Raw genomic sequence first — 24,766 nt, 5'->3', positions numbered from 1 at the left:
GGGTTTGACGGACAAGTTTGACGGACAATACAGAAGCAACTTGGAAGCTTCACGAGGTAGACCATGAAAATCGATCGATGGACCCGCCACGCCACGCTGCTGCTGGGCGCACTGGCGGTGCTGCTGTCCGGCTGCACGACCTACGTCACCACCCAGGTCACGGCCTTTTCAGACTGGAGCGGCAGTGACGCCACGCGCACCTACGCGTTCACGCGAGCGGCGGACCAGCAGAATAATCTCGAACTCAGCACTTACGAGCGCCTGGTCGCGAACGAACTCGCCGCGCATTCGTTCCGTCAGGTCGACGGCGCGCAGGCCCGCTATCTGGTCGGACTGTCCTATGGGATTCGTTCGGACGTGGTGACGGTTGCGGAGCCGGTGTATTACAACCCATGGCCGGCGCCGTACTGGGGCTATGGCCGGCCGTTCGATCCGTGGGGCCCGTGGGGCGCATTCCCGGCCACTTACGTGAACCAGAGCTATCCGATTTTCACCCACCTGCTGGGCGTGCGGATCACCGAGCGCGCGAGCGGCAAGGAGGTCTACAACGTGACGGCGCGCAATACGGGCGGCGAGTCCTCGCTGGTTCGGGCCATGCCGTATCTGGCGCGTAGCGCGCTGGCCGATTTCCCACTCGGCAACGGTGTGGTTCACACGGTAAAGATTCCGGTGGGTACGAGTGGCGGCCCGTCGAACGAAATGGTGGCGACCGGCACGGCGCCCGCCGCCGCGCCGATGCCGGCGTCTGGTGCGAAAGTCGTGCAGTAAATAGTACCTGGCTGACGACGCGTCGAATCGGCGATGTCGGTGCAGGTTAAGCGGCCCGCAGGTCACCCTGCCGGGCCGTTTTGCTTTTCAACGTCGGCGGGCGTGAAGCTCTACGCCCAATACCGCACTCGGATATCCGCACGGCCTATCTTCTTATTAGGGCAGATCCGAGTCGACCGTACGCGGCGAGACTTCCTTCTGAACGGACAAACAACGCCAGCGCCTTCCAATCTGAAACACTTTTTAAGAAAGTAAATTGAAAGTATTGCCGTATTTCGGCGAAATGGTTCCGACTTCAGAATCGGCGGCAGCCGCGCTGCTAACGGGTAAAGGGTTCGTTCGCAAGCTGGAAAACGGCGCCGGAAGCCGGCGCCTTCGCTTTTCAGCGGGGCGTCGTATGAGAGATACGGATACAGATGGATACGTCTTTCGAAGCTGATTTATCCGAGAATATTCAGTATGATTCCGGCGACCCTAGGGGCCCGCGACTATCCTTCAGACGAATTGACAAAAGGCGCCTAAATAATCGGGGGCCATGTGCCGTTAATCCGTTGAACCCTATTAGAAGATTGGATCGACCCCGGCTGGAGCTTGCCGGTCCGCGCGGCGCGTGAACGCTGTGACGGTGCCGTATTCCGTCAGGCGCTTCAGCCTCTCCTCGCTTCTACGCGCGAACCCGATATGCCCGATCTGCACTGGACCATTCCGGTCGCTCGCTGGTCTAGCTGGCCTGCTGCCGCATCTGCCTCACCCGATATCGGCTTCATCGAGCCGATCGTGCGGCGTCGTCTGAGCACTCTCTCCAGAGTGGCGCTGAAGGTTGCGCACGATTGTGTCGCCCGGGACGCGGTGCGGGTGGTGTTCGCCTCGCGCCACGGCGAATTGCGGCGCACCACGGATATCTTGCGCGCCATCAGCGCGGGCGAGCCGGTCTCGCCGACTGCCTTCAGCCTCTCGGTGCTCAATGCCATGACCGGCGTGTTCGGGATTGCGCGCGGCGACCGCTCCGCGGCGAGCGCGATCTCGGCCGGCGCGGAAACGCTGGGTTACGCGCTTCTAGAAGCGCATGCGCAATATGCCACGCAGCCGGATTCGCCGACGCTGCTGGTGTACGCGGACGAACCGGCCGATCCGGCATACGGCACGATCGAAGACGAAGTGCAGGGCGGCGCGATCGCGCTCCTGCTCGATAGCGAAACGGCGACGGGCGAGTTGGAGTGCGCGGTGTCGCGCGCAGACCAGTCAGACTCCGTTCCGGTGAGCGAAGCCCGCGCAGGCAAGACGGGCGAAACAGGCGAAACAGGCGGTAAAAATAGCGCCGCCCCGGAAACCCTCTTCGCGACCCAGAGCCAGGCGCTGCAGCACTGTCTGGAAACAGGCCTGCCCACCGCCTGGCAAAACGCCGGCGCCACGTGGCATTGGAGGTGGCATGGCCGCGCGGCTTGATTACTTCTGGCGATTCTGCGCGACCGGCATGGCTTTCGTGGTCTTCGGGGTGTGCGGCGTGCTGTTTTCCGTGGTGGTGTTTCCGCTCGCATGGGTGTGGCCGCACCGCGCCTCACGCCAAATCGCGGTGACGAGCGTGATTCACTGGTTTTTCCGCGCGCTGGTCGCGGTATTGCAACGCATCGGCGTGATGGAACTGGAAGTGTCCGGCGTGCAGGCCTTGCGCGCGGGCGGCCCGGCGATCGTGGTCGCGAATCACCCGACCTACCTCGACGTGATGGTGCTGCTGTCGCTCACGCCGCATGCCTGCTGCGTGGTGAAAAACGCGCATTGGAGCAACCCGTGTTTCTGGGGCATCGTGCGCTCGGCGGAATACGTCAGCAATGCCGATCCCGCCGAACTCGTCGAGGCAGGCGCGAAGCAACTGGCCGCGGGCTATACCATGATCATCTTTCCGGAAGGCACGCGCAGCCCGGCGCCGAACCGGCTGCACGCGTTTTCGCGCGGTTTCGCGCACATGGCGTTGAAGGTCGGCGCGCCGATCGTCCCAGTGCTGATGGATTGCGATCCGCCCGCATTCACCAAGCAGATGCGCTGGTACGACGTGCCGGCGCGCGCGTTCAGAATACGCGTGAACGTGCTCGAGCCGCTCGGCGTCGACCAGCTCGCGGCCCATGACACTCCACCGGCTCTCGCGGCGCGCAGCGTGACGAGCGCCGTCGAAGCCCACATTACCCAGCACCTGTTCGATTATGGATTCTTTAAAACTCGAAATTAAACAGCTCCTGATCGAAGCGCTCGATCTGGAAGACCTGAGCCCGGCCGATATCGACGACGATGCACCGTTGTTCGATACCGACGGCATCGGCCTCGATTCGATCGATGCGCTCGAAATCGGCATCGTGCTGCGCAAACAATACCAACTGACCATCGCAGCGAACGACGAGCGCACGCGCGAACACTTCCGCTCGATCAGCACGCTGGCGGCGCTGGTGGCGAGCCAGCGCGAAGCGGTGCACGCTGTGAACGAAACAACCAGAAAGGGGGAGTAAATCGTGTCCGAGGCAGAGATTCTGGAGCGCATCCGCGCCATCTTCAAAGAGAACTTCGCGATCGAGCCCGAGCGCGTCACGCCCGAGGCGCATCTATTCGAAGACCTCGATCTCGACAGCATCGACGCCGTCGACCTCGCGATCAAACTGCAGGAAATGACCGGGCGTCGCATCAAGCCGGAAGAGTTCAAATCAGTGCGCACCGTTGGCGACGTGATTGGTGCGGTCGAATCGCTGCTGGCGGCACAGGGCTGATGGCCGCCGCGCGCTCGCGAACGCAAGCGGCGGCGGATCGGGCCGCCGATGCCTCGCCCGGCACTGAGCGCCACCTGGGCAAAACCGTCGTGCAGGTGCTCTTGAAGCTTGCCTACCCCGCGCTGATTCTGTGCGCGTGGAAATGGGACACGCCGCGCTACGTCGGCTGCATGCTGTTCGCGATCCTGTGGCTGCAGCGCTGGGCCGGCAGCGGGCCAGTCGCGACCTCGCTGCGGCGGCTTTCGTCGATCGACTGGAGCGTGGTCGGCTTGCTGAGTTGCGCGTCGGCGGCGATCGTGTTGACCAATAGCGAGCTGCTGTTGCGTCTCTATCCGTCGCTCGTCAACCTGGGCCTGTTGATCGCGTTCGGGGCGACGCTCGTGCGCGGGCCGTCGATGATCGAAAAATTCGCACGCCTCGGCAACCCGAACCTGCCGCCGGGCGCGGTGCGCCACACGCTGCGCGTGACTCAGGTGTGGTGCGCTTTCTTCGCGCTGAACGGCGTGTTTTCCGCATACACGGCGTTGTACTGGAGCCGGGCGAGCTGGTCGCTCTACAACGGCGCGATCGCCTATGTGCTGATCGGCGTGCTGCTGGTGGCCGAGGTCATCTGGCGTTATCTGGTCGTGCTGCCGCGCGCCGCACGTTCGGAGGCGGCATGATCGCGTTGCATGATCTGTTGTCGGTGGCCGATGAGGCTGGCGCGGTGCCTGCCCCCGTATGCCGGGACGGTGCCGCGGTGCTCGATCGCGCGGCGTTTCGCGCGCGCGTCGCTGCGCTCGTCGCACTCGTGCAAACGCAAGACGCGCAACGCTACGCGCTGTGCATCGACGATCCGTTCGATTTTGCCTGCGCGCTATTCGCGCTGTTCGCGTGCGGCAAGGAGCCGGTGATTCCGGCCAACTCGACGCCGGGTTATCTCGCCGATCTCGCCGATGCGTATGAAGTCGTGCTGACGGACGCGGACTTGCCGCCGTTCGCGTTTGCGGCAGATGCTGGCGGTTCGGCCGAGGCCGAGGCCACCGGCGGCGCTTTCGGCAACGGCCCCGGCAACTCCGACGTCAACGCCAACGCCAGCGCCAACGCCAACGCCCCCGCCGTATTTACAGCCAATGCCGGAGCCGACGCCGACGCCAATGCCGTCCAGAACGCCAGCGCCGAAGCGGCTTCAGCGCAACCGAACCACTCCGCCCACACGATCGACCCCCAAGCCCCGCTCACGCTCTACACCTCCGGCAGCAGCGGCCGCCCCAAGCCGATCCGCAAGACGCTCGCGCAATTCAACGCCGAAGTGCACACGCTCGAAAAGCAGTGGGGTGCGCTAGTCGGCGACGCGACGATGCTCGCGAGCGTGCCGCATCATCACATCTACGGTTTGCTGTTCCGCGTGCTCTGGCCGCTCGCAGCAGGTCGCGCATTCGATCGCGCGGTGAGCATCGAGCCGTTGCATCTGCAAACGCAGATCGACAACGGCGGCGCAGCGGTGATCGTCTCGACACCTGCGCAACTATCGCGCTGGCCCGCGTTGCCGGGTTTCGCCGACCTGACGCCGGCGCCGCGCGCATTTTTCTCATCGGGCGGTCCGCTCGCACTTGAAGCCGCGCAGGAATACGCCGAGGCCTACGGCCCCGCGCCGCTCGAAATCTACGGCAGCACGGAAACCGGCGGCATCGCGTGGCGGCGCCAGGATCAGACCGATGCCTGGCAACCGGTGTCCGGCATCGAAGTGCGCCGCGACGAGGGCGGCGCGTTGAATGTCCGCTCGCCGCATCTCGGTCACGCCGGCTGGCATCGCACCGACGACAAGATCGCCTTCGACGCCGAGGGCCGTTTCCGCCTGCAAGGCCGGCTCGACCGCGTGCTCAAGCTTGACGGCAAACGCGTCTCGCTGCCGGAACTGGAAGCGCGCCTCGCGCTGCATCCGCATGTGGCGCAAGCGGCACTCGTGCCGCTCGCCGGCGCCTCGCGCGAGCGCGTCGGCGCGGTCGTAGCGCTGACCGAAGCGGGCGGCGCGGCTTTGCGCGACGAAGGCCGCGTGGCGCTCGCGAAAGTGCTGCGTCGGCATCTCGCCGAATATTTCGATGTCGTGGTGCTGCCGCGCCATTGGCGTTTTCGCGTCACGCTGCCGTTCGACGCGCGCGGCAAGTTGCCGGTGGCCGCCGTGGCGGCCGCGTTCGAACCGCGCGTCGAAGGCATGGAAGTGCTGTCCGAAGCGCGCAGCGGCGACACGCTGCACTACGAGTTGCGCGTGCCGCCGACGCTCGTGCATTTCGCCGGCCACTTTCCCGGGCTGCCAATTCTTCCCGGCGTGGTGCAGGTCGATTGGGCGGTGCGTCTGGTCGCCGAGCACGTGCCGGCGGCACGCGCGGTGGCGTCGATCGATCGTCTGAAGTTCATGGCGCCGGTCTCGCCGGGCGCGGTGCTCAAGCTCACGCTCGCTCACGACGCAACGCGCCGTCGCGTGCAGTTCGCGTACCGCGTGAACGGCCGTGATTGCGCATCGGGTGTGATCGTCTACGGGGAGTCCGCGTGATGACTTTCTCCCCCTGCATCGTCATTCCGATCTACAACCATAAGGATGCGATCGGCGCGACCGTCGCGCATCTGGCGGTGCACGGCCTGCCGTTTTTCGTCGTCGACGATGGCAGCGACGAGGCCACCCAGCAGGTGCTTGCCGCGCTCGCGCAGCAGTACCAGGGGCAACTCACGCTGTTGCGCCTGCCGGTGAACGGCGGCAAAGGCGCGGCCGTGATGGCGGGATTGCGCGCCGCGCGCAAGGCGGGTTACACGCACGCGTTGCAGATCGACGCCGATGGCCAGCACGATGCCACCGACGTGCCGCGTTTCATCGAAGCGGCGCGCGCCGAACCGGGCGCGGTAATTCTCGGCCGTCCGGTCTACGACGCGAGCGTGCCGAAAGCGCGTCTCTACGGCCGCTATCTGACGCACGTGTGGGTCTGGATCGAAACGCTTTCGCTAACGATCCGCGACTCGATGTGCGGCTTTCGCCTCTATCCGCTGACGCTCGCCTGCAATCTGATCGACAGCGTGCAACTGCCCACGCGCATGGACTTCGACATCGAGATTCTCGTGCGCCTGTATTGGCGGCGCGCGGTGTTTCGCTCAATTCCGACGCGCGTCACGTATGCAAGCGACGGCGTCTCGCATTTCGACGTGCTGTGGGACAACGTACGCATCAGCCGCAGTCATACGCGGCTCGTGTTCGGCATGTTGTGGCGTCTGCCGATGCTGCTCGCGCATAAGGTCATGCCGCGCCGCTCCGCACTTGCAGGCGAGCAGGGCAAAGAAAACGAACAGGACTGGTGGCGCATTGCCGAGCGCGGCAGCCATTTGGGCATGTCGCTGCTCGCGTTGAGTTGCAAGCTGTTCGGCCGACGTTTCACCGCGCTGTGGCTGCATCCGATCGTCGCGTATTTTCTGCTGACGGGCCGCGCCGCGCGCGAAGCTTCCAGCAACTATTTCAAGCATCTCGGCGAGGCCGCGCCGCACGGGGACACGCCGCGCCCAGGCTGGCTGTCCGCGTATCGCCATATGCTGGCATTCGCGCAATCGGGCTTCGACAAACTCGCAGCATGGTCGGGCCGCGTGAACAATGCCGACGTCAAGTTCGAAGATCCTTCGGCATTCGAAGCATTGGTGGCGAGCGGCAAGGGCGCGCTCGTGATCGGCGCGCATCTCGGCAATCTGGAAATGACCCGCGCGCTTGCCGCGCAGGGCGCTTATGCGAAGGTCACGGCGGTCGTCTATACGGAACACGCGCGCCGCTTTAACAGCGTGCTGGCCTCGGCCAATAGCGAGTTCGCGAAGCATCTGCTCGAAGTCAGCGACTTCGGTCCCGAAACCGCGATGATGATGCAGGAGCGCGTCGATGCCGGCGAACTGCTGGTGATCGTCGGCGACCGTGTGCCCGCGCACGAAGCGGGTCGCACGACCGAAGCGCAATTTCTCGGCTCGACCGCGCCGTTCGCGCAAGGCCCGTATGTGCTCGCGCATGCGTTGGGCTGTCCGGTCTATCTGTTCTTCTGTCTGAAAGAGCGCGACGGCTACCGTCTGTATTTCGAACCGTTTGCCGAGCGCATCGAATTGCCGCGCCGTGAACGCGCGCAGCATCTCGCCGCGTGGGCGCAGCGCTATGCCGCGCGTCTCGAACACTATTGCCGCAAGGCACCTTATCAATGGTTCAATTTCTTCGATTTCTGGGCCAGCCCCAAGCGAGGCGCGAATGGCCGAACATGATCTGATCGATGTACCGAATGCGGGCGAGACCGTGAACAACGCGGCCGTCGTGATCGGCGGCCGCAAGCTGACGATCGAAGAGGTCGTCGCGATTGCGCAGCATCGCGCGCCGGTCGCGTTGAATACCGATCCGGCGTGGCGCGCTCGCATCCAGCGCGGCGCGGATTTTCTGCGCCGCCATCTGGCCGCGGGTGCGACGGTGTACGGCGTCAACACCGGTTACGGCGACGCCTGCGTGGTCGACGTGCCGATGGAACTCGTCGAAGCCTTGCCGCTGCAACTCACGCGTTATCACGGTTGCGGCATGGGCCAGTATCTCGACGACGCGGAAACACTCGCCGTGATCGCCGCGCGACTCAACTCGCTCGCCTATGGTTTTTCCGGCGTGCGTCCCGTGTTGCTCGAACGTCTGGCCGATCTGGTCAATCATCGTGTGCTGCCGCGCATTCCGTCGGAAGGCTCGGTCGGCGCGAGCGGCGATCTCACGCCGCTCTCGTATGTGGCCGCCGCGCTCGCGGGCGAACGCGATGTGATGTTCGAAGGGCATTTGCGTGACGTACACGAAGTGTGGGCCGAACTCGGCCATGCGCCGCTCACGCTCGCGCCGAAAGAAGGGCTCGCGCTGATGAACGGCACGGCCGTGATGACGGGCCTCGCCTGTCTCGCGTTCGCGCGCGCCGATCATCTGACGCGGCTCACCGCACGTCTGACTGCGCTGTGCACCGTCGCGCTCGACGGCCGCGCCGCGCACTTCGACGCGATGCTCTTCGAAGTGAAGCCGCATGCCGGCCAGGCCGAAGCCGCGGCATGGATTCGCGATGACCTGTCAGGCCGCGACGACACGCCGGGCCATCGTCTGCAGGACCGTTATTCGATTCGCTGCGCGCCGCATGTGATCGGCGTGGCGCGCGATGCGCTGTCGTGGGTGCGTCGCGATGTCGAGAACGAACTGAACAGCGCGAACGATAACCCGCTGATCGATCCGGACAACGAACGCGTATTGCACGGCGGCAACTTCTACGGCGGACATATTGCGTTCGCGATGGACTCGCTGAAGGTCGCGGTCGCCAACCTCGCCGATCTGATGGACCGGCAACTCGCATTGCTGGTCGACGTGAATTTCAACAACGGCTTGCCGCGCAATCTGTCGGGCGCCGGGCCCGCGCGCGTGGCAATCAATCACGGTTTCAAGGCGGTGCAGATTTCTTCGTCCGCATGGACTGCGGAAGCCTTGAAGAACACGATGCCCGCTAGCGTCTTTTCGCGTTCCACCGAGGCGCACAACCAGGACAAGGTCAGCATGGGCACGATCGCCGCGCGCGACTGCCTGCGCGTGCTCGAACTGACCGAGCAGGTCGCCGCCGCGCATACGCTCGCCACCGTGCAAGCCGCGCGTCTGCGCTTGAAGATCGATAGCAGAACGCCGGTGCCGGCGCCGCTGCAGGCGTTCATGGACAGCGTAAGCGCACAGTCGCCGTTCGTCGACGAGGACCGCGCGCTAGAACACGAACTGCGTGCCCTGACCGCGCGCATTGCCGCGTGCGATCTGGTCAGCGACTATCGCGGAGGATCGAACGCATGACCGATCCCCGCAAAGTGCTGAGCGCGAGCGCGACGGTGGAAGTGCCGTTCCACGATGTCGACGCGATGAACGTCTGTTGGCACGGCCATTACCTGAAGTACTTCGAAATCGGCCGCGCGGCGCTGTTGCGCGCGTTCGACTACGACTATCGTGAGATGCAGGCGTCGGGTTATCTGTGGCCGATCGTGGAAGCGCATCTCAAGTACGTGAAGCCGGCCACCTACGGTCAGCAGATCGAAGTGCGCACGCAACTGCTCGAACACGAAAACCGCCTGAAAATAGGCTATGAAATCGTCGACTGCGCGACCGGCACGCGATTGACCAAGGGTTATACGATCCAGGTCGCGGTCGATGCCGCCACTCAGGAGTTGCAGTTCGTCTCGCCGCCGGTTGTGTTCGAGAAGCTGGAGCGCGTATGGGGACGATGAATTTCCGCGTCGTGATCGCGGGGGCATTGAGCGCGCTGAGCGTGCTCGCGGCAACCGTCGTATCGACGGAGCCCGCGTCGGCCGCGTCGCCTGTCTCGACGAAAGAAGCCGCGTCCGGCAATCCCGCGCTCGTCTCGCAGATCGCTGCGCACCTCGCGCAAGCCAAGGGTGTGCGCGCGCAATTCACGCAGACGCAAACCCTCGCCGCGATGAAGCAGCCGCTGGTGAGCACCGGCTCACTTCTGTTCTTCCGCGAACGCGGCGTGATCTGGCAGATCGACACGCCGTACAAAGCCACCTACGTGATCACCGATGCCGGCGTAACCGAAGTCAACGCCAACGGCCAGCGCGTCACGGCCCACAGCGCGCAGGGCACGCGCGGCGTCGCGCAAGTCTCGAAGATGATGCGCGCGATGCTCGGTGGCGATCTATCGGCGCTGTACTCGCAATTCGACGTGCAGGCCGAAGGCAGCGCCGCGCAATGGCGCATGCAACTCACGCCGAACCAGCCGCAGATCGCGCAGTCGATCAAAGGTCTGGAGATGAACGGCGGCGACTATCTGCAGCGCTTGCGCATTACGCTCGCGAACGGCGACATCACGCAACTCGACTTCACGAAGAGCGCGGCCGTGACCGAACTCACCGCGGCTGAACGCGGTCTGCTCGGAGCGCCGTAATGGACATGCTGCAACAGCGATCCGCGAAACAGGCGTGGGGCATGCGCGCCGCGTGGCTGCTGCTCGCGCTCGTTGCGGCACTCTATTGCGGCTGGCGGTTCGCGGGGCCGTCGCCGTTGCAAACCAATCTGCTCGCGCTCTTGCCCGCGACTGAGGCCGACCCGATCGCGGAAAAGGCGGTCGATACACTGGCGAGCGCGCTGGGCGACCGCACTGTTTTTCTCGTCACCAGTAACGACGACGCGCACGCGAAAGCCGCGGCGAAACAACTCGGCGCGTCCTTGCAGAAGAGCGGCGCGTTCGGTTCGGTGACGGCGGAGTTGCCGCCGTTCGATCTGTCGCAGATCGCGTCGCTGTACATGCCGTATCGCTTCGGCTTGCTGGCGCCCGCGGATCGCGCGGCGCTCGCGAGCGGCACGGTTGGCACCACGCTGCATGACGCGCTCGCCCAGCGCATCTACAGCCCGCTGCGCGGCGGACTCACCACGCCGCTCGCCGACGATCCCTTCGGCTGGCTCGAACACTGGCTCGACGGACTGCCGCTCGCCACTTCGAATCTCGAACTTGAAGACAACCTGCTGGTTGCGCATCGAGGTGCGACCACCAGCGTGCTGATCGTTGCGACGCTGCCGGGCTCCGCTTACGAAACGAAGACGCAGCACGCGGTACTCGCGGCACTCGCCCAAGGCGAAAGCGCGTTGAAGCAGTCGTTCCCCGATGTCTCCGTGGCGCGAACCGGCGCCGTCTTCTACGCGGAATCGGCACGCAGCGCGTCGGAACATGAAGTGCATCTGATCGGCGTCGCGTCGCTGTGCGGTATCGCGCTGCTGATGATGTGGGTGTTCCGTTCGCCGTGTCTGCTGCTGCTCGGCTTCGTGTCGACCGCGCTCGGCATTGTCTGCGCGCTGGCGGTCACAATGCTGATATTCGGCAAGCTGCATCTGCTGACGCTCGTGTTCGGCGCCAGCCTGATCGGCGAGGCCGTGGACTATTCGATTCAGTACTTCGTCGTGTATCTCGGCGCGCAACGCGATTGGGACGCTCGGCGTGGCGCGCGCGCGGTGCGTCCCGCGTTGAGCGTGGCGCTTGCGACGAGTCTGCTCGGCTACGCGATTCTCACATGGGTGCCGTTTCCCGCGCTCAAGCAGATCGCCTGTTTCGCGATTGCCGGTATTACGACGGCGTTCGCCTCCGTGCTGTGGCTGCTGCCCGCGTTGCTCACGCGCGCACCCAAACGCAGTCCCAGGCGCGTGTTCGCAGGTGCGGCGCGCGTGCTGACAGTGTGGCATCGCACGATAGGCGGCAAGCGGGCGTGGTTCGTGGCGGCGCTGTTGCTGCTGCTCGCGATTCCCGGCTGGCTGCGTCTGACCAGTGACGACGATATCCATCTGCTGATCCAGCGCGATCCGGCGCTCGTCGCGCAGGAAGACAAAGTGCGTGCGGCGGTCGGTGTGGATAACAGCGCGCAGTTTTTCGTCGTGCGCGGCGAGACGCCCGAGGTCGTACTCCAACGCGCGGAAGCCTTGGGCACAAAACTGGATGCATTGAACGGCACCGCGAACAAGGTCGGCAGCTATCAGTCGGTCGCGCAGTTCGTGCCGTCCGCGAAACAGCAGAATGAAGATCGCGCGTTGCTTGCGCAGCATGTGTTCAATGATCGCGCAGCCTTGCGCGCCACGCTCCTGCAAGCCGGTTTCAAGGACGAAGTCGCCGACGCCTGGCTCGCCGCGTACGCCAAACCACAAGCGCCGCTCACGGTCGATACGTGGCTCGCGGCGCCGTGGTCGCAACCATACAAACACCTGTGGCTCGGCGAAGTCGATTCGTCGACGAAAGCCTATGCGGCGGTCGTCATTCCGCAAGGCGTCACGCCGCAGAACGAACCCGCCTTGATCGCAACCGCGCAAGGCTTGCCCGGCGTCGTGTTCGTCGACAAGGCCGCCAGCGTGTCGAAGCTGTTCGGCGCGTATCGCGTGGATAGCGGCTGGTGGCTCGGCGGCGCGCTTGCCCTCGTACTCGTCCTGCTGATGCTGCGCTACAAAGTGCGCGGCGGCGTCGCCGTGACCTTGCCGGTGCTGCTCGCGGTGGGCGTCACGCTGGCCGTGTTCGGCTATGCCCACGTGCCGCTCAATCTGTTCAATTGGCTTGCGCTGATGCTCGTGCTCGGCGTGGGCGCAAACTATGCCGTGTTCCTGCGCGAAGGCTGCCTGCGCGCGGACGCGGATCTCGGCGCGGTATGGACGGGCGTGCTGCTCTCGGCGGCCACGACATTGTTATCGTTCGGCATGCTCGGCATGAGCGCAATGCCTGCGCTGAAGAGTTTCGGCGCGACACTCGCGCTCGGCATCGCGGTCTCGGTGCTGCTCGCGCCGATCAGCATGCCATCGGAATCAAGGAGGGCCGCATGAAAGCGCCATCAGTCTATTTGCACGCGCTCGGCATGATCAATGCGCTCGGCGGCGACCTCGAGAGCATTGTCCCGGCGCTTGCCGCCGCTCGTTCGCCGGGTATGGCAAACGCCCATACCGGGATCGGCGAGGCGTTCGTCGGCAGCGTACTCACGCCGCTGGATCTTGCGCCGCCCGCCGAACTCGCCCGTTACGACTGCCGCAACAACCGCTTGCTGCTCGCCGCGTTGACGCAGATCGGACCCGTTGTCGAGGCGGCGCGCGAGCGCTACGGCGCGCATCGCATCGGTGTGGTGCTCGGCACCAGCACGTCGGGTATCGAAGCCGCCGAAGCGGCGTTCGTCTATCAGGCGCAAGCGGGCGATCTGCCCGCGAACTTCAACTATCGGCAGATGGAAATCGGTACGGCCGCGCCGTTCGCCGCCGCTGCGCTCGGCCTGCATGGACCGGCGTTTACTATCTCGACCGCGTGCACGTCGAGTGCGAAGGCTTTCGCGTCGGCGCGGCGGTTGCTGCAATTGCAACTGTGCGACGCCGTCGTGGTGGGCGGCGTCGATTCGCTGTGCGAGCTGACAGTGCAGGGTTTCGCATCGCTCGAATCGACCAGCAACGTGCGCAGCAATCCGATGAGCCGCAACCGTTGTGGAATCAACGTCGGTGAAGGCGCGGCCGTGTTCCTCATGAGCCGCGACGAAGCGGCGGTGCGGCTTGCGGGAGTCGGCGAATCGAGCGACGCGCATCACATTTCGTCGCCGGACCCGCAAGGGGTGGGCGGCGAACTCGCTTTGCGCGCGGCACTTGCCGATGCGGGCATCGCGTCGTCGGCGATCGGTTACGTGAATCTGCACGCCACCGCCACCCGCAAGAACGATGAAATGGAAGCGGCTTTGATGTCGCGCGTGTTTCCGCAAGGCGTGGCGACGAGCGGCACCAAACCGTTGACCGGCCATCAACTCGGCGCGGCGGGCGCCACCGAACTGGCCTTCACGTGGCTCCCGCTGGCGCATGACGACGTGCCGCTGCCGCGTCATCTGTGGGACGGCGAGGCTGATCCCGCGTTGCCCGCGCTGGACCTCGTCGTTAGCGAGCGCTTCATGCCACAAGGTGGCGCGCAATACGCGATGAGCAATTCATTTGCTTTCGGCGGCAGCAATGTCAGCCTCGTTCTTGCCCGATGAGCCAGCCGATGAGCCAGCCGATGAACCACGCGATGAACCCTACGCCCACCGTTGACGAACTGGTCCAGCAGCCCATCGAAGCGATCATCCCGCATCGCGGCACCATGCTGCTGATCGACTCGGTCGACACGTTCAGCGAAGAAACGCTGACCGCGCGCGCCACGGTGCGAGCCGACGCCTGGTATGCCGACGCCGATGGCGCGATGCCCGCGTGGATCGGCATCGAACTGATGGCGCAGGCGATCGCCGCGCACGTCGCGTTGCTGGCCATGCGCGGCGGCGGCCGCGCGCGGCCCGGCGTGCTGCTCGGCTCGCGCAGCTACAAGGCATTGCAGCCGTCGTTCGAGGGCGGCGCGCAGTTGTCGGTCCACGTGGTGGAACTGCTGCGCAGCGAAGAGGGTCATGGCGCCTACGAATGCATGATCCGGCACGGCGACGCGGTGTGCGCCGAAGCCGTCATCAAGGTCTTTCAACCGCGCGATTTTCAGTCATTCATCGAAGGGAGTTTCAGTTCATGAGCCGGCGTGTTCTCGTTACCGGCGCAAGCCGCGGCATCGGCCGCGCGATTGCGTACAAATTGGCCGCCGATGGTTTCGCGGTGTCCGTGCATTGCCGCACGGGGCGCAGCGAAGCGGATGCGGTGGCGACGGGCATCGCCGCTCAAGGCGGCACGGCGCGCGTGCTGCAATTCGACGTGCGCGAGCGCGCGGTGTGCCGCGAAGTGCTCGAAGCGGACGTTGCGGCGAACGGCCCGTATTACGGCATTGTGTGCAGCGCGGGCGTGACGCGCGACGCCGCGTTCCCCGCGCTCACCGAAGAAGATTGGGACATCGTGATCGAAACCGGTCTCGACTCGTTCTATAACGTGGTCCATCCGTTGACCATGCCGATGGTGCGCGCCCGCAAGGGCGGCCGCATCGTCACGATTGCTTCGGTGTCCGGCGTGATGGGCAATCGCGGCCAGGTCAACTACAGCGCGGCGAAGGCCGGCCTGATCGGCGCGAGCAAGGCGCTCGCCGTCGAACTGGCGTCGCGCAACATCACCGTCAATTGCGTGGCGCCGGGTCTGATCGAGACCGGCATGCTCGATGAAATGCCGCTCGAGCAGGCGCTCAAGACGGTGCCGATGAACCGCGTCGGCCAGCCTGCCGAGGTGGCGTCCGTGGTCAGCTTCCTGATGTCGGATGCGGCCTCGTATGTCACGCGTCAGGTGATCGGCGTCAACGGCGGGATGATCTGATGAAGCGCGTCGTCATAACCGGCATGGGTGGCGTCACGGCGTTGGGCGATAGCTGGGACGTGATCGAAGCGCGCTTGAAGAGCGGCGTGAACGCCGTGCGCCGCATGCCCGAGTGGGATTACTTCGAATCGCTGCATACGCGGCTCGCGTGTCCGCTGCCAGGCTTCACGACGCCCGCGCATTATCCGCGCAAGAAGACGCGTTCGATGGGTCCGGTGTCGATGTACTCGGTGCGCGCCAGCGAACTGGCGCTCGCCGACGCGGGCCTCGCCGACGACGACACCATCAAGGACGGCCGCATGGGCGTCGCGTATGGTTCATCGTCGGGCTCGGTGCAGCCGATCCGCGCGTTTGGCACGATGCTCGAAACCGGCTCGATGAGCGACGTCACGTCGAACAGCTACGTGCAGATGATGCCGCATACCACCGCGGTCAACGTCAGCCTGTTCTGGGACCTGAAAGGGCGGATCATTCCGACCTCGTGCGCGTGCGCGTCGGGCAGCCAGGCGATCGGCTATGCGTATGAAGCGATCCAGAGCGGCAAGCAGACACTGATGTTGGCGGGCGGCGCGGAGGAATTGTCGGGGCCGGCGGTCGCCGTGTTCGACACGCTGTACGCCACCAGCACGCGCAACGACGAGCCGCATCTGACACCGCGTCCATTCGACGCCGCACGCGACGGCCTCGTGGTCGGCGAAGGCGCGGCCACGCTGGTGCTCGAAGAATATGAACATGCGGTGTCGCGCGGCGCGCGGATTCACGCGGAGATTGTCGGCTTCGGCTGCAACTCGGACGGCGCGCATATGACCCAGCCGACCGCCGAAACCATGGCGCTCGCGATGCGGCTCGCCCTCGACGACGCGCAACTGCCGCCTGAAGCAATCGCGTATGTGAACGCGCACGGCACCTCGACGGATCGCGGCGACATTGCCGAAAGCCATGCGACCGCGCAGACCTTCGGCGCGCGCATGCCGATCAGCTCGCTCAAGAGTTACGTCGGCCACACGCTCGGCGCGTGCGGCGCGCTCGAAGCGTGGTGGACCATCGAGATGATGAAGCGCAACTGGTATGCGCCGACCTTGAACCTGGAGAATGTCGATCCGGCCTGCGCGCCGCTCGATTACATCGTCGGCACGGGCCGCGAAATCGACGCCGAGTATGTGATGAGCAACAACTTCGCGTTCGGTGGCATCAACACATCGCTGATTTTCAGGCGCGTTCGATGAGCGTCGCGATGCAGCGCGTGGTCGTGACCGGCATGGGCATCGTGTCGTGTCTCGGCAATACGCTCGATGATGTTTCCGCAGCGTTGCGCGCGGGCCGCTCGCGAATCGAGCGGATCGAGGCATGGCGCGAGCGCGGCTTCGGCTCGCAGGTCGCGGGCGTTGCGTCAGTCGCGCATGAGACGCCGTTCGAGCGCAAGCTCGAACGCTTCATGGGCGACACAGCGCGGTTTGCGTGTCATGCCGCGCGCAAGGCGATCAACGACGCCGGGCTCGACCCGGCGCACTTGCGCTCACCGCGCGCGGGCACGGTGATCGGTTCGGGCGTCGGCAACATGCTGAGCTACGACGCGGCCATGACTGTCGCCAACACGCGCGGCGTCGAGAAAGTGCCGCCCTACGTCGTGCCGCATGCGATGAGCAGCACCGCGTCGGCCAACGTCGCGCAAGTGTTCGGGCTCGAAGGCGTCAGCTACTCGCCGTCGTCGGCGTGCACGACTTCGGCGCTCGCGATCGGCCAGGCGATGCAACTGATTCAGACCGGCCGCCAGCAGATCGTGCTGGCCGGCGGCAGCGAATCGTTGCACGACAACATGACGCTGATGTTCGACGCGATGGGCGCATTGTCGCGCCGCTTCAACGACACGCCGCAGACGGCGTCGCGCCCCTACGACACGGAGCGCGACGGTTTTGTGATTGCGTCGGGCGGCGGCGTGCTGGTGCTCGAAGCACTCGATCACGCGCTCGCACGCGGCGCGCGGATCTACGCGGAGCTCACAGGATTCGGCGACTGCACGGATAGCGCAGGCATGGTCACGCCGCGCGCGGCGGGGATCGCGCGTGCCATGCGCGGCGCGCTGAACGAAGCGGGCAAGCGGCCCGACTACATCAACACACACGCACCGTCGACCCCACTTGGCGACCTGGAAGAACTGCACGCGTTGAAGGAGGTGTTCGGCGCGGCGTTCGACCATCGCGTGCCGGCGTTTTCGTCGACCAAGGGCATGACCGGGCATCCGCTTGGCGCGTGCGGCGCGCACGAGGCGATCTACACACTGCTGATGATGCGCGACGGCTTCATTGCGGGTACGGCGGATATCGACACGCCGGAGCCGGCGCTCGACGGCATGCCGCTCGTGCGCACGACGCGCGACGCGCGCATCGGCACGGCGATGTCGGTGTCATACGGGTTTGGCGGCAGTTGCGCGAGTTTGGTGTTCGAAGCATGGCAGGGCGGCTGAAACGGTCGCGACTTTAATAAAACGAGGGTGATAAGAATGAAAAGAACAGGTGTATTGGGTGCGCTGGCAGTCATGGCGCTGACCCTGACGGGTTGCGCCACGCAGGTGAAGTCGCTGCCGCTCGCCGCGGCCGGCGGCGAATCGCGCGGCAACGTGCCGGTGTATTTCGGTCAGCAGGATCACCCGGCGGTCAAGAGCAGGTTGGGCGACGTGTCGTACTCCGTGCGGATCGCGCGCAAGGTCGCGGATCCCGACGACGCCTGCCACGAAGCGCTTGTCGAAGCGGTGCGCAAACTGCGCGCGGCGGCCAACGAACGCCACGCCAATGCCGTGATCGATGTGTCGACGCGTTTTCATAGCACCGAGAGCAACTCGTCGACGGAATTCACCTGCGGCGTGAGTCCGAGCGCCGCCGCGATTGCGGTGAGCGGTCAGCTCGTCGTGCTGGAATCGAACTGAGCCGAACCAGGCTGATTGAAATAGAACTCACAGAGCAACAACAACCACCAAGGAGTCTCAATGAAACGCCATCTGCTGTTTACTGCATTGTTTGCTTCGTTTGCCACGCTGAGCGCTGCGCCGGCTTTCGCTCGCGATACGGTCAGCTACTTTCCGGTCGAGCAGGCTTTGCAAAGCGAACCGGGCAAAGTGAGCGAGGACATCGGGCTGTATTTCGCGGGCCAGCGCCATCCGGCTGTCGTGAAGACGATAGGCGAATTCGCCACCAACAAGAAGACCAACGCGTTCGGCAAGAGCGATTTGCAAGCCTGCCAGCACGTGTTTCTCTCCGCGGTGATCGAGTTGCAGGAACGCGCGCGTAAGGAAGGCGGCAACGCCGTGATCAACATCAAGAGCAACTACAAGAACGAATTGCGCGAGAGCGCCACCGAGTACACTTGCGGCGCCGGCGCGGTGGTTGCCGGCGTCGCGTTGACGGGCGAAGTGGTGACGCTGCGCAAGTAAGAATGGGTCCGCGCAAATCAGCGCGGAGAAGTGCGCATGCGCGCGAGGCAAGCAGGAAGGCGGTGTACGCCGCCTTGCGCTGTTTTATCGCATCAGGCGCGTGCCTTGCTGCGTATTAACTGGTTTTGACCGCCGCGACATTGACCAGCGTTTCCCGACGCTTGCCGGGTTGCGGATGAGACAGCCCGAGCCGTTCGAACAGACCGAAGTCTTTCGCGCGGCTCCACCAGAGATAGGGCAGGGACACGTTGCGCTCGCTGAAGTGAAAGCCGCCGCGCCGGATCATGTCGAGGTAGCCGTCGGCGCTCTTTTGCACGTGCATCGGGTGGCGGAACAGCAGCCGGATCACCCACGATTTGATGTACGCGTCGGTGGATTCGGCGAATAGCAACACGCCGCCCGGTTTGAGCACGCGGTGGAACTCGGCGAGCGCGCGGTCCTGCTCGACGAGGTGGTGGAAAGTTTGATGGCAGAACACGATATCGGCGCTTGCGTCGGGCAGCGGCAGTTTCGCGCAGTCGCCGTGCAGCAGTTCGATATCTGCCAGCTTGTCACGGCAGGCGCTCGCGGCCTGAGCGGCAAGCGCCAGCGACGGCTCGTGGAAGTCGATGCCGACAAGGCGGCGCGGCTTGAACGCCTGCGCGAGCAGACGGAAGGAAATGCCCTGGCCGCAGCCGACGTCGACGATCACCGGCGCCTCGGGCAAGGGCGTATCGATCAGGCGTTTGAGGTCGTTGATGGCGACCCGCAGCACATGATGTTCCCAGGTATAGGTACGCAGGAACCAGATCCCGAAAGCCGTTTCCGGCACGAAAGGCACACTGGATGTTTCGGATGGCGACACGCTGGGCTCCCCGCGAAATGGCGTCTTGCTGTACCCGCCCTGAAGACATCCTTCGGGGCGTTAAAGCGTAGTTGTAACGAGACGTAAGGATGCAGCGAAACGCTGCTCCGGGCAAGCCAAACGATTGAGGCAATTTTGAGTACACATTCTTCAAAGCGCACGACAGTGGATGTCGTGATCATCGGCGCCGGACCGGCGGGCGCGGTGGCGGCAGCCTTGCTGCGCAAGTCCGGGCGCACCGCGCTCGTGCTGGAACGCCAGCACTTCCCGCGCTTTTCCATCGGCGAGAGCCTGCTGCCGCAAAGCATGGCCTACCTCGAAGAGGCCGGCATGCTGCAGGCCGTGGTCGAAGCGGGCTTCCAGTACAAGAATGGCGCGCATTTCGTGTATCGCGACCAGTCGTCGGCGTTCGACTTCCGCGACAAGCACTCGCCGGGCTGGGGCACCACCTATCAGGTGGAACGCGCGGTATTCGACGACATTCTGATTCGCTGCGCGGCGGAGCAGGGCGCCGAGGTGCGCTTCGGCCACGCGGTGCGCGCGGTTCATACCGGCGCCACGCCTTTGGTCGATGTGATCGACGAAGCGGATCACGCGTATCAGATCGAAGCGCGTTTCGTGTTCGATGCAAGCGGCTTCGGCCGCGTGTTGCCGCGCCTGCTGAACCTCGAAGCGCCGACGCGCATGCCCACGCGCGCCGCGATCTTCACGCACGTGCAGGACGGCATTCCATTCGGCGTGACCGACCGCAACAAGATTTGCGTGGCGACGCACCCGGGGCACCGCGATGTGTGGTTCTGGATGATTCCGCTGGCGGGCGGACGTTCGTCGGTGGGATGTGTCGCCGAGGCGAGTTTCCTCGACGTGCCGGATGCGGAGCGCGACGCGAAGCTGCGCGCGCTGATCCAGCAGGAGCCGACGCTGAATCGTTTGATCGGCAACGCGCCGTTCCTGATGCCGGTTCGCCACATCGGCGGCTATGCGGCGAACGTGGAGCGTCTGCATGGGCCGGGTTACGCGCTGCTCGGCAATGCGGGCGAGTTTCTCGATCCGGTGTTTTCGTCCGGCGTGACGATTGCGTTGCGCTCGGCGCATCTCGCAGTGGAAACCTTGAATCGTCAACTGGACGGCGAACAGGTCGACTGGTCGACCGCTTACGACGTGCCGTTGCGCAAGGGCATCGATACGTTCCGCGCTTTTGTGGAGCGCTGGTATTCGGGTGCGTTGCAGGACATAATTTTCTATCCGGAGCAGACGCCGTCGATTCGCCGCATGATCAGTTCGGTGCTGGCGGGTTATGCGTGGGATGAGTCGAACCCATATGTCGCCGATCCGGTGCGGCGGTTGAATGCGTTGCATGAGGTGTGCATGCAGCAGCGTTGATAAGCTGTGCGGGGCGGGCTGCACGGTAGGCACGAATTAGGCACGAATAAAAACGGCGCTTCGTTATCGAAGCGCCGTTTCTTCATTCAGCCGTGCAAATCAAGCAAATCAAGCCGCGATCCTCGCTGCGCCCGATGACGCAGCCTGCCGCGCATCATCACGGCGGTGCACGCGCTTGCCGGCCGCATACGTTTCATAGATCGCGCGATCGTCGCCGAGCAGCGCGAACGCGAACAGCAACTCTTCCAGCGTTTCAGTGCGCGCGGTGCGGCGCGCGAGCAGCGGCGTTGCGCTCGGATCGAGCACGACAAAGTCCGCTTCCGACTTCGGCTTCAGCGTGCCGACCTTGTCAGCCAGATCGAGCGCTTCGGCCGCACCGGCGGTCGCGAGGTAGAACATGCGCGTGGCCGTCAGATGATGGCCGCCCAGACGCGCCACCTTGTGCGCCTCGTTCATGGTCTGCAGCATCGAGAACGAGGTGCCGCCGCCGACGTCCGTCGCCAGTGCGACCGGCATGCCGGCTTCATCGGCCTTGTCGAAATCGAACAGGCCGCTGCCGAGGAACAGGTTCGAGGTCGGGCAATGCGAGGCAACCGTGCCGGTCTGCGCCATGCGCTTGCGGTCTTCCTCGTCGAGGTGGATGCAATGGCCGTACACGGCGCGGCGGCGCAGCAAACCGTAGTGATCGTAGATGTCCAGATAGCTGCGGTGGCCCGGGAACAGATCGGCGACCCATTTCACTTCGTCGTGGTTTTCCGCGACGTGGCTCTGGATGAAGATGTCCGGGTTCTTGCCCGCCAGCACCCCACACGCTTCCAGTTGCGCTTCGGTCGAAGTCGGCGCGAAACGCGGCGTGAGCGCGTACATCTGGCGGCCGCGATTGTGCCAGCGGCCGATCAACTCGGCGCTGTCGTCATAGCCCGACTGCGCGGTGTCGCGCAGGAACTCGGGGCAGTTGCGGTCCATCAGCACCTTGCCGGCCACCATGCGCAGATTGCGCGCTTCGCTCTCGGTGAAAAGCGCGTCGGCCGATTCCTTATGGACTGTGCAATACACGAGCGCGGTGGTCGTGCCGCACGCCAGCAGTTCGTCGACGAAGAAACTCGCGGTGTCGCGCGCGTAGGCCGGGTCGGTGAAGCGGCGCTCGGTCGGAAACGTGTACGTTTCGAGCCACGGCAACAAACCCGGCGCCGGCGAGGCGATCATGTCCGTCTGCGGATAATGAATGTGCGTATCGATGAAACCCGGCACGATCAGCTTGTCGCGCATTTCCTGCACTTGCGTACCGGGCGCGAGTTGCGGCGCGAGGGCGGCATACGCGCCGGCCGCGACGACATGGCCGTCTTCGACGATCAACAAGCCGTCTTCGTTGAAGACCGCCGCGTTGGGCGATTGAGCGGGATCGCCGTTGAAGGTCAGCAATTGCGCGCGGAATGCCGCTTGGGCCGATTGGGCTGCTTTTGCCGGGTTGGCAGATTGAGTCATGGAAAAACCGTCTCCGATTGTGGAAAGCTGCACAGCCCGGACGACGGTTAAAACCTCGGCTCACTCACGAGCCCGTGCCGCCGCCGGCTGCGATATCTCGGCCCGTCAGTGCGGACCGCTTGGGTGCCAGTGCGCGTCGAGCTTCGCGATCAGTTCGCTGCGTTGCTCGGGCGTGACGAACGACGCTTCGAAGCTGTTGCGGATGATCGTGTAGACCTCGGCATCGTTGAGCTTCAACGCGTCGATGGTGGCGAAATAATTGGCGTTCACGTAGCCGCCGAAGTAAGCCGGATCGTCGGAATTCACCGTGACGGCCACGCCGCGATCGAGCAGGTCCTTCAGCGTGTGCTTGGTCAGGTCGTCGAATACGCAGAGCTTCAGGTTCGACAGCGGACACACGGTTAGCGCGACGCGTGAATCGGCCAGCCGCGTGACAAGCGCCGGATCTTCGATGCTGCGCACGCCGTGATCGACGCGGTCCACTTTCAGCAGATCGAGCGCTTCATAGATATACGAGGGCGGGCCTTCTTCGCCGGCATGCGCCACGAGTTTGAGGCCGAGCGCGCGCGCCTTGGCGAATACACGTTCGAACTTTGAAGGCGGATGGCCGCGTTCCGACGAATCGAGACCGACGCCGATCAGGCGATGCTTGTATTGCTCGAACAGCGGCCGCGCTTCTTCGAAGGTGGCGAGCGCGTCTTCTTCGGACAGATGGCGCAGGAAGCACAGAATCAGCTTGCTCGTCATGCCGCGCTTTTCTGCGTCGGCGAGTGCGCGTTCGATGCCCGCCACCACGGTCGCGATCGGCACGCCGCGTTCGGTGTGCGTCTGCGGATCGAAGAAGATTTCGCTGTGAATCACGTTGTCGGCGAGGCAGCGCTCCACATAGGCCATCGTCATGTCGTAGAAGTCCTGCTCGTGCAGCAGCACGCTCGCGCCCGCATAGTAGATGTCGAGGAACGATTGCAGATCGGTGAACGCATACGCGGCGCGCAGGGCGTCGATCGAGTCGTACGCGAGCTTCACGCCGTTACGCTCGGCGAGCGCGAAAATCAGTTCGGGTTCGAGCGAACCTTCAATATGGATGTGCAACTCGGCCTTCGGTGCCAGCGCGGTTTTTTCGGCCAGCGGTGTGGGGGTAACAGTCGTTGTAGTCATGGTCGGTCAGGAGTTTGTTGAATCGCTTTTGGAGTCATCGCGCGCCGGATGCGTGAGCGTTGTGTCGAACACGTGTCGTTTATCAAACCGTCTGCGTGGCGTGATGCACGCCCGCGTTCTGCTCGACGGCCTGAAGCACCTGCGCCGCCGCCGAGATCGCGATGATCTCCGGCGACTTGTCGACGATGCCGTCCACGCCTAGCGGGCACTTCATCCGCGCGATCAACGACGGATCGATCCCGCGCGCGGCCAGCCGGTGTTCGAACTGCTTGCGCTTGCTATGCGAGCCGATCATGCCGAAGAACGCGAAGTCGCCACGCCGCAGAATGCGCTCAGCCAACTCTAGATCGAGCGCATGGTTGTGCGTCATCACGATGAAGTACGTGTTCGGCGCGGCCTGGTCGATGGCTTCGTCGGGGGCGTCGTTCGGATCGATCTTCACGTTCGGCGCATGCAGCGTTTCCGCGGGCGGAAATTGCGCGTCGCGTTCGTCGACCCAGCGAACCGCGCACGGCAGCGTGGCCAGCACGCGAACCAGCGCGGCGCCCACGTGGCCGGCGCCGAACAGCACAACCGAGAAGTCGCCCGGCGCGATGGTTTCGGTGAGCAGCGCGCCGCTGTCGTCGAAACCGGCGCCGTCCCACAGCAGGCAGTCGGCGGCGTCGACGCCCGGCTCGGGGTCGGACAGCATCACCGCATCCGGTGCGGGGCCGAATGATACGCTACGCACCGTCGATTGGCCTGCGGCCACGCGCTTCGCGAGCGTCGTGATCCAGCCGAGGTCGCCCACATCGAGCCGCTCGAATGCGAGAATCACCGCGCCGCCGCAGCATTGGCCGAGACTTGGGCCGAGCGCGAAACGCTCCAGCCGGCGCATATGCGGCGAGCGCATGCCGTCGCGCAGCACCTGGCGCGCGGTCTCGATGGCTTTCCATTCGAGGTGTCCACCGCCGATGGTGTGTTTCGCCGAATCGCGCGTGACGATCATCTTGGTGCCGGCTTCGCGGGGCGCCGAACCTTCGACGCGCGCGACCGTCACCAGCACGGCGGCATCACCGTGCGCGAGCAGTTGTTGCAGGTCAGGCAGCCAGGCTTGCATCCGGCGTTCTCCATACGTGGCCGCGCGGGGTGTCCGTGCGGCCGGTTGAATGTGGCTTGGCGCGTTCGTGTCGCGTCAG

General features: G+C 64.7%; 24 protein-coding genes. 20 read left to right on the top strand and 4 right to left on the bottom strand.

Features of this window, described 5'->3' with window-relative positions:
- Nucleotides 1-63 precede the first annotated feature (63 nt).
- From B0G73_RS21555 to B0G73_RS21465, 19 genes are all read left to right on the top strand, one after another.
- Entirely contained in the window at nucleotides 64-768 is a 705-nt protein-coding gene (locus B0G73_RS21555; protein ID WP_106283316.1) for a DUF4136 domain-containing protein, read from the top strand.
- A 681-nt stretch (nucleotides 769-1,449) separates the two neighbouring features.
- A complete protein-coding gene (locus tag B0G73_RS21550) occupies nucleotides 1,450-2,214 on the top strand; it encodes a beta-ketoacyl synthase chain length factor (RefSeq protein ID WP_106283315.1) in 765 nt (254 codons plus the stop codon).
- Nucleotides 2,198-2,992: a 1-acyl-sn-glycerol-3-phosphate acyltransferase gene (locus tag B0G73_RS21545; protein WP_106283314.1), complete on the top strand. Its 795-nt coding sequence runs from the start codon at nucleotides 2,198-2,200 to the stop codon at nucleotides 2,990-2,992. The genes B0G73_RS21550 and B0G73_RS21545 overlap by 17 nt, the downstream gene beginning before the upstream one ends.
- Nucleotides 2,967-3,266 carry a phosphopantetheine-binding protein gene (locus B0G73_RS21540; RefSeq protein ID WP_106283313.1) on the top strand — a complete coding sequence of 100 codons (300 nt, stop codon included), beginning with the start codon at nucleotides 2,967-2,969 and terminating at the stop codon, nucleotides 3,264-3,266. Before B0G73_RS21545 ends, B0G73_RS21540 begins: the two co-directional genes overlap by 26 nt.
- 3 nt (nucleotides 3,267-3,269) lie before the next feature.
- Nucleotides 3,270-3,521 (top strand): acyl carrier protein, encoded by a 252-nt coding sequence (locus tag B0G73_RS21535; protein ID WP_007180827.1) that lies wholly within the window; start codon nucleotides 3,270-3,272, stop codon nucleotides 3,519-3,521.
- Complete coding sequence (locus tag B0G73_RS21530; protein ID WP_106283312.1) at nucleotides 3,521-4,183, top strand: hypothetical protein; 663 nt, start codon at nucleotides 3,521-3,523, stop codon at nucleotides 4,181-4,183. The genes B0G73_RS21535 and B0G73_RS21530 overlap by 1 nt, the downstream gene beginning before the upstream one ends.
- The gene (locus tag B0G73_RS21525; RefSeq protein WP_106283311.1) at nucleotides 4,180-6,054 is read left to right on the top strand and encodes an AMP-binding protein; all 1,875 of its coding nucleotides are present in this window, start codon (nucleotides 4,180-4,182) and stop codon (nucleotides 6,052-6,054) included. Before B0G73_RS21530 ends, B0G73_RS21525 begins: the two co-directional genes overlap by 4 nt.
- Complete coding sequence (locus tag B0G73_RS21520; protein ID WP_106283310.1) at nucleotides 6,054-7,778, top strand: glycosyltransferase; 1,725 nt, start codon at nucleotides 6,054-6,056, stop codon at nucleotides 7,776-7,778. The genes B0G73_RS21525 and B0G73_RS21520 overlap by 1 nt, the downstream gene beginning before the upstream one ends.
- The gene (gene hutH, locus B0G73_RS21515; protein WP_106283309.1) at nucleotides 7,765-9,360 is read left to right on the top strand and encodes a histidine ammonia-lyase; all 1,596 of its coding nucleotides are present in this window, start codon (nucleotides 7,765-7,767) and stop codon (nucleotides 9,358-9,360) included. Before B0G73_RS21520 ends, hutH begins: the two co-directional genes overlap by 14 nt.
- Nucleotides 9,357-9,788, top strand: coding sequence for a thioesterase family protein (locus B0G73_RS21510; protein WP_106283308.1), 432 nt, complete (start codon nucleotides 9,357-9,359; stop codon nucleotides 9,786-9,788). The genes hutH and B0G73_RS21510 overlap by 4 nt, the downstream gene beginning before the upstream one ends.
- Entirely contained in the window at nucleotides 9,776-10,465 is a 690-nt protein-coding gene (locus B0G73_RS21505) for an outer membrane lipoprotein carrier protein LolA (protein ID WP_106283307.1), read from the top strand. The genes B0G73_RS21510 and B0G73_RS21505 overlap by 13 nt, the downstream gene beginning before the upstream one ends.
- Entirely contained in the window at nucleotides 10,465-12,873 is a 2,409-nt protein-coding gene (locus B0G73_RS21500) for an MMPL family transporter (protein ID WP_106283306.1), read from the top strand. The genes B0G73_RS21505 and B0G73_RS21500 overlap by 1 nt, the downstream gene beginning before the upstream one ends.
- Nucleotides 12,870-14,051 carry a beta-ketoacyl-[acyl-carrier-protein] synthase family protein gene (locus B0G73_RS21495; RefSeq protein WP_106283305.1) on the top strand — a complete coding sequence of 394 codons (1,182 nt, stop codon included), beginning with the start codon at nucleotides 12,870-12,872 and terminating at the stop codon, nucleotides 14,049-14,051. Before B0G73_RS21500 ends, B0G73_RS21495 begins: the two co-directional genes overlap by 4 nt.
- Before the next feature lie 32 nt (nucleotides 14,052-14,083).
- Nucleotides 14,084-14,569, top strand: coding sequence for a hotdog family protein (locus tag B0G73_RS21490; RefSeq protein WP_106283453.1), 486 nt, complete (start codon nucleotides 14,084-14,086; stop codon nucleotides 14,567-14,569).
- Nucleotides 14,566-15,291: a 3-ketoacyl-ACP reductase FabG2 gene (locus tag B0G73_RS21485; RefSeq protein WP_106283304.1), complete on the top strand. Its 726-nt coding sequence runs from the start codon at nucleotides 14,566-14,568 to the stop codon at nucleotides 15,289-15,291. The genes B0G73_RS21490 and B0G73_RS21485 overlap by 4 nt, the downstream gene beginning before the upstream one ends.
- A complete protein-coding gene (locus B0G73_RS21480) occupies nucleotides 15,291-16,517 on the top strand; it encodes a beta-ketoacyl-ACP synthase (protein ID WP_106283303.1) in 1,227 nt (408 codons plus the stop codon). Before B0G73_RS21485 ends, B0G73_RS21480 begins: the two co-directional genes overlap by 1 nt.
- Complete coding sequence (locus B0G73_RS21475) at nucleotides 16,514-17,755, top strand: beta-ketoacyl synthase N-terminal-like domain-containing protein (RefSeq protein ID WP_106283302.1); 1,242 nt, start codon at nucleotides 16,514-16,516, stop codon at nucleotides 17,753-17,755. The genes B0G73_RS21480 and B0G73_RS21475 overlap by 4 nt, the downstream gene beginning before the upstream one ends.
- Nucleotides 17,756-17,791: 36 nt before the next feature.
- A complete protein-coding gene (locus B0G73_RS21470; RefSeq protein ID WP_106283301.1) occupies nucleotides 17,792-18,214 on the top strand; it encodes a signal peptidase in 423 nt (140 codons plus the stop codon).
- Between the two features lie 60 nt (nucleotides 18,215-18,274).
- On the top strand, nucleotides 18,275-18,718 hold the full coding sequence (locus B0G73_RS21465; protein ID WP_106283300.1) for an excinuclease ABC subunit A: 444 nt from the start codon (nucleotides 18,275-18,277) through the stop codon (nucleotides 18,716-18,718).
- 115 nt (nucleotides 18,719-18,833) lie between these two features.
- Here the strand turns inward: B0G73_RS21465 and B0G73_RS21460 are convergent, their stop codons facing one another.
- The gene (locus B0G73_RS21460; RefSeq protein WP_106283299.1) at nucleotides 18,834-19,562 is read right to left on the bottom strand and encodes a class I SAM-dependent methyltransferase; all 729 of its coding nucleotides are present in this window, start codon (nucleotides 19,560-19,562) and stop codon (nucleotides 18,834-18,836) included.
- 135 nt (nucleotides 19,563-19,697) lie between these two features.
- Here B0G73_RS21460 and B0G73_RS21455 point away from each other — a divergent pair, with 135 nt between their 5' ends.
- The gene (locus tag B0G73_RS21455) at nucleotides 19,698-20,945 is read left to right on the top strand and encodes an NAD(P)/FAD-dependent oxidoreductase (protein WP_106283298.1); all 1,248 of its coding nucleotides are present in this window, start codon (nucleotides 19,698-19,700) and stop codon (nucleotides 20,943-20,945) included.
- A 108-nt stretch (nucleotides 20,946-21,053) separates the two neighbouring features.
- Here B0G73_RS21455 and guaD read toward each other — a convergent pair whose 3' ends face one another.
- From guaD to xdhC, 3 genes are all read right to left on the bottom strand, one after another.
- A complete protein-coding gene (gene guaD, locus B0G73_RS21450) occupies nucleotides 21,054-22,430 on the bottom strand; it encodes a guanine deaminase (protein ID WP_106283297.1) in 1,377 nt (458 codons plus the stop codon).
- A 105-nt stretch (nucleotides 22,431-22,535) separates the two neighbouring features.
- On the bottom strand, nucleotides 22,536-23,588 hold the full coding sequence (locus tag B0G73_RS21445; protein ID WP_106283296.1) for an adenosine deaminase: 1,053 nt from the start codon (nucleotides 23,586-23,588) through the stop codon (nucleotides 22,536-22,538).
- 82 nt (nucleotides 23,589-23,670) lie between these two features.
- Entirely contained in the window at nucleotides 23,671-24,687 is a 1,017-nt protein-coding gene (gene xdhC, locus B0G73_RS21440; RefSeq protein WP_106283295.1) for a xanthine dehydrogenase accessory protein XdhC, read from the bottom strand.
- Between the last annotated feature and the right edge of the window lie 79 nt (nucleotides 24,688-24,766).

This window comes from Paraburkholderia sp. BL25I1N1 (genome assembly GCF_003002025.1).
Lineage (GTDB): Bacteria > Pseudomonadota > Gammaproteobacteria > Burkholderiales > Burkholderiaceae > Paraburkholderia.
Note: the sequence above shows the minus strand (reverse complement) of the source record. Positions and strands in the feature narration are given on the sequence as shown.